This window comes from Dokdonella sp. (assembly GCF_049593775.1).
GTDB lineage: Bacteria > Pseudomonadota > Gammaproteobacteria > Xanthomonadales > Rhodanobacteraceae > Dokdonella.
Genome location: NZ_JBAWHJ010000036.1, coordinates 1 through 5,201 on the forward strand (window position 1 = coordinate 1; position 5,201 = coordinate 5,201).

3 protein-coding genes and 1 pseudogene are annotated in these 5,201 nt (G+C 61.6%); 1 reads left to right on the forward strand and 3 read right to left on the reverse strand.

Annotation, left to right across the window (positions count from 1 at the left end; genetic code table 11):
* Positions 1–212, forward strand: a pseudogene (locus WBP53_RS01275) (maleylacetoacetate isomerase); the annotation flags it as partial.
* Positions 213–334: 122 nt separating this feature from the next.
* Here the strand turns inward: WBP53_RS01275 and WBP53_RS01280 are convergent.
* The 3 genes from WBP53_RS01280 to WBP53_RS01290 form a co-directional block, all read right to left on the reverse strand.
* Positions 335–763, reverse strand: a complete 429-nt coding sequence (locus tag WBP53_RS01280) for a CBS domain-containing protein (RefSeq protein ID WP_423925142.1) — start codon at positions 761–763, stop codon at positions 335–337.
* A gap of 81 nt (positions 764–844) precedes the next feature.
* Positions 845–1,573 (reverse strand): monofunctional biosynthetic peptidoglycan transglycosylase, encoded by a 729-nt coding sequence (mtgA, locus tag WBP53_RS01285; RefSeq protein WP_423925144.1) that lies wholly within the window; start codon positions 1,571–1,573, stop codon positions 845–847.
* Positions 1,574–1,671: 98 nt separating this feature from the next.
* Positions 1,672–5,201: S8 family serine peptidase (locus tag WBP53_RS01290; RefSeq protein ID WP_423925146.1), on the reverse strand; the 3,530-nt coding region annotated here is incomplete at its 5' end.

Sequence of the window (5,201 nt, forward strand, 5' to 3'; positions counted from 1 at the left end):
TGCTGAACGACAATTCGTCTACCGGACTTTGTTGCGACGGGGACGCGCCGACCCTGGCCGATATCTGCCTGGTGCCACAGGTTTACAACGCGCGTCGGTTCGAGGTCGACCTGACACCGTATCCAACCATCGTCCGGATCGAGGAACATTGCCTGAGCATGCCCGCCTTTGATGCGGCACGGCCGGAGAACCAGCCGGACGCGCCGAAGTAGTGCAGCGAAGTACGCGCTTGCGTGCCTTGCTCCTTCTCCCGAGGGAGGGGCAAACCTCGCAAGAATACGGATCCATTCGTACGCGCCTTGCTTGCTGCAGGTGCCACTTGATCAGCGTTGCTTTAGCCAGCGATGTAGCGCTGCAACTGTTCGATCTGCTCGCTTTGTTCGCTGATAACCGCCTTGACCAGGTCGCCGAGTGAAAGGACGCCCACGATCTTGCCGTTGTCGACAACAGGCAGATAGCGAACGCGCTCATTCGTGCACTGGCGCATGCAGTGATCGATGGTGTCGTCGAGACCCACCGTAATCATTCCGGGGCCCATGATTTCGAGAACGTTGGTCGAAGACGAAGAGCGTCCCTTGAGCACGACATTGCGTGCGTAGTCACGCTCGCTGACGATCCCGAGCAATTCATTTCCGTTCATGACCAGCAAGGCGCCGACCCTGCGTTCGGCCATGGTCTTGATCGCGTCAAGAACTGGCGCGTCTGGCGTGATCGCCAATATCTCGCGTCCCTTGTCATCGAGCAAATGCTTGACCTGCAGCATGATGTCCTCCGATTGGGTCGGGGTTCCCGCCAAATGTCGCGGGGTGTTTCAGTCTAGCGCCGTACGGGACCGACTGCGCAACTAAATACTGCCGGAGCCCTGATCGGCGAGGTAGTCGGCGCCGCCCAACTGGCGAACCTGTCGCTCGATCCACGCCGCCCGGCGTTGCACGTGGGCAGACGGTTTGTCGACGCGGTACTTGCGCGGATTGGGCAACACTGCCGCCAGCAATGCCGCCTGGCGCGGCGAAAGCTGCGTCGCGGCGACGTGGAAATAGCGTTCGCTGGCGGCTGCAACCCCATACGTACCGTCGCCGAACTCGGCGATGTTCAGGTAAACCTCCAGGATCCGGCGTTTTGGCCAGAGTGCCTCGATCAGTACGGTGAAATAGGCTTCCAGTCCCTTGCGCAGATAGCTGCGCCCATTCCAGAGGAACAGATTCTTGGCAACCTGCTGGCTGATCGTGCTGGCTCCGCGCAGGCGTGCGCCGCCTTCGGCATCGGCCAGCGCGTCCTGGATGGCATCGACATCGAAGCCGTGGTGGAGCGGAAATTTCTGGTCTTCGGCTGCGACCAGGGCGATCGGCAGATTGTCCGATACCTCATTGATCGGCGCCCATTGATAGCTGAAGCGAAAGCCAGGTTCAGGATTGACCATCGCGTCGATGCGCCGCTCCAGCATGAAGGCTGAAGTCACCGGCGGAATGAATCTCAGGACAAGCACGAACAAGATCGTTGCCGCCAGCCAGATTGCTCCTGCAAGGAACAACCATCTGAGAAGACGACGCGGCAATGAACGGCGGGCAGGCATGGATCCATTGTGCCATTCCACCGACCTGGCGATGAACCAAAAAAAGGGGCGCCGCATGCGGCGCCCCTGATGGTGGAAGCCTGAACCGTATCAGTCGGTCAGAGTGGTGAGCAGGTGAAGCCGGCGCTCGGCGGATCGAATCCTTCAACGAAGATTCGGTCTGCACCGGTCAAACGGATTTCGTCGAGGAAGGGGCCAGCCACTTCGTAGCCGCCATCCGACGAGAGGCGCCAGCGAACCTGGATAGTCTGGCCGGCAAACCCTGCAAGGCTGGCCGAAAAGTCCTGGAACGATGCCGTGGCCGCGTCATTGGTGGGGGTAGGCGACGTCGAACCTCCGAATGCTGTCTTTCCTGCCGGGTATCCGCAGGCATTGCCTTCATTGGTGATGGTGCCTGAGGCCGGGTAACCGCCATCTGGCGGCAAGTCGAACCAGGTGCCGCCACCGTTCGTGGACACCTCAAGCAAGAGCGCATCCCAGCCCGTCTCGATGTTGTACTTCATCTTGAAATCAAGTGACGCGCCAGGTTGAACGACGATAGGCGGAGAAGTCATCGCCGCGCAGACGCTTGCCGGGTAGTTCGCGCCATCGGCACCACCGTGGTAGCCGAGGGTGCCGGCAGTCGCAGCCGTATTTGTCACTTGCCACGGTGCTTCCATGTTCACGTAGACATGGGTGTCGCCGTCGTCGAGGTAGAAATTGCCGTCGATGCCGGCAGGACCGATGGCGGTGCCGCCTACGGTCTGGCTGATCGGCGCCGTATTGCCTTCATCGTCGGTAGCCAGGACCTTGTAGTAGTACGGCGCTCCCTGGACAACTCCGAAGTCCTCGAACGAAGCCGTGGGCAGGCTCGATGCAATCGTGGCTGGTGAGGTGAAGTAGGGGTCGCTTGAACGCTGCACGGCGTAGGTCACGCTGGGTGAGAGCGGACAGTTCGATGTTGCCGTGGACCAGGCTAGCGGAACCTTGCAGGTTGAATTGAGCGACGCTCCGCCGACGACGCTGCCGCCGTCAAAGGTTGGCTGCAGGGTGCACGCACCACTGAACGTGGTGTCGACGCAGGCGGAAGCATCACCTTCGACGTCATTGCTGATACCACGGACCTTGTAGGCGTAGCCGAAGCCGCCTTCGCTGGACGTATCCAGCAGCGGACTCGACAAGCCCGAACCGACCAGACGGAAGTCGCCCGGCGACGCGCTGCCGCAGGTTCCAGACGCCCTGTACAACTGGAAGCCCTGGGCACCGCCTGCCGAACTGAAGGCCACCGATGCGCCACTGGCTGTTGAGCTGACCCCAAGCGCCGTGGGAGCCGGGAATGGAGTCGTGTCTGGCAAGCCGAACGCGCCGGCAACTGCCAATGCATATCCCTGGCGATTGGTGTTCGGTCGGGCGCTGCCCGGCACGGAAGTGCCTTTCACCCGGAAGGTGTAGCTGCCAGTGACTGGTGCTGTCAGACGTACGTGCTCGACCGTGTTGCGGATATCGGCAACGCCGCCGCTGGTGGATACGCCTGCCGTGAACACGTTGCCCAGGTACAGCGTGCTGCCGGGGCCGTCGACTTCGAGATCCAGGTTGTTGACCAGGCTCAGTGCCGCACCGCCGGTGGCCTCGGGGTCATACCATGTGAGCGTTGCACGCAGCTCCTGGCCAGCCTGCACATTCGCGATCGTGTATTCGTTGAGATCGCCGGTCTGCAATCCGGATACGTTCGTTCTTTCGAATATACGCAGTCGGCGGTCGTCGAATCCGAATGCACTCGGTGTGGTCGAGAACCACAGGTTCGAATCGGTCCAGCCTCTACCCCAGCCGTAGTTGCCGGAGAAGAACTGATCCGAGGGAGTGGTGTTGTTGCCGAGGATGGGATTGGTGCCATTGAGCAGGACAGCCTTCATCGCCATGCCGCTAGGTGTATAGGTATCCGCCATGGTCTTCATGCCGCGCGGATAAAAACCGTCGGTGAAGAACTGGCGAACCAGTACGGCATTGCCTGCAATGGTCGGTGCCGCCATCGATGTGCCGGACTTGCTGGAACTCAGTGCCGCCTCGATGGTGCCAGTCGTGCTCGAATCACCGGCTGCCGAAATCGTGCTCGATCCGGGGGCCATGATGTCCGGCTTGGTGCGGCCATCCAGGGTGGGTCCGCGGCTGGAGTAGTTCGCCACGACTCGGCTGCCCGCATGGCTGAGCGCGCCGACGGTGATCGAGTTCTTGGCGTTGCCTGGGGAGCCGATTGTCGTCGCTCCGCTGCCGCTGTTGCCGGCGGAAACCACGAAGATCAGGTCCTCGATCAGCGAGAGGGCGTTGTCGACCACGCGGTCGCTGCCGCTGTACGCACCTCGGCTGTCGCTGCCCCAGCTTGCGCTGTGGATACCGGCACCTGCGTCATGTGCCTGGTGCAGTGTGCCGCCCAGATCGGTGATCGAAAGACAGCCGGTTGTGTCGTTGCCGATGTCCTGGAACAGCAATTGAGCATTGGGCGCCATGCCATCTGCAAGTTCGTGGCCCGACGAAGTCGGGGTCGAGGCGGTGTAGTTCGTCGCTCCAACGCTTCCGCCAGCGTCACCTGCAATGGTGCCGCTCGTATGAGTGCCGTGATAGCTCGTGGCACTCGTCGTGCAAACGACGTTGTTGTCATAGGCAGTGGCCCCGGGCTGTACCCAGTATGCGTAGACCTTGTTGTCCACATGTGTGGCGCCCAGTGCGGGTGGCACCGGCGAATCTGCCGTCGTGATCTCGGTGTGATCGCCAGCGCCCTTGTTGAGCGTGGTGAACCAGGCCTCGTTCGCATCCAGCCCCGAGTCCGAAATGCTGACGATTTGACCGGTACCGAACAGTCCGTGATCCCACAGTGGCTGGCGGCCTGCCTCGACCGATCCCGAACCGGCAGTGCCGGTGGTGGTCGAATTGCCCTGGATGGTGCCGATGCCGGCGGCATTGCCGACGAATTCCTGAATGTGCGGGGCGACCCAGGAAACGCTGTCCTCGGCAGTTGCCGCGCGAACCAGGGCATCCAGGCCTGCAACGTCCACGTGCACGCGAACGTACGGCATCGAATCACTCTCGACCTGCGAAAGGATGCTTGCCCCTGACTGCTTGCCGAGGGCGGTTGCGATCTGCTGTGCCGACTCGCCGGCAAAGCCGAACACATCGATTTCCAGCCCACCCTGTGGCGCAAGTACCAGGTTCAGGCGCTGGCTGTTCCAGAGGGCCGAATCCAGTTTCTGTCCAGGCTGATAAACGCCGACCCAACGCACTGCGGCATCGCTCTGCAGTTCACGCAGGGCATTCCTTTCAAGCCGGACCTGATACGCGTTGTTGGGGATGTAGCCAAGAAACTTCACCCCGCGCTTTTCCAGGCGGGCGCGAGCCTCGGCCGGATTGGACGCGAATTGCACGATGGCGTAGCGCCCCGCTTCACGATCCTCTGCCGCGCCCGTCGCCGAGTAGTCGACACGCTCTACAGTCGGATCAATCAGGCCCGATCCCAACAGCAGGAGCCTGGAGTCTGCCGCGCGTGCATGAGTAAGCTGGTCGGGCGTGGTTGTCTGTGGCGCAACCATGCGCAGGTTTTCGTTTGCTGCTTGTGCAATGCCAAGCGAAAGCAGGATTGACGCGGCCAGCGTCGTGC

Coding starts and splice junctions, on each gene's coding strand:
- WBP53_RS01280 (WP_423925142.1), bottom strand. CDS start 763: ATGCTGCAGGTCAAGCATTTGCTCGATGACAAGGGACGCGAGATATTG.
- mtgA (WP_423925144.1), bottom strand. CDS start 1,573: ATGCCTGCCCGCCGTTCATTGCCGCGTCGTCTTCTCAGATGGTTGTTC.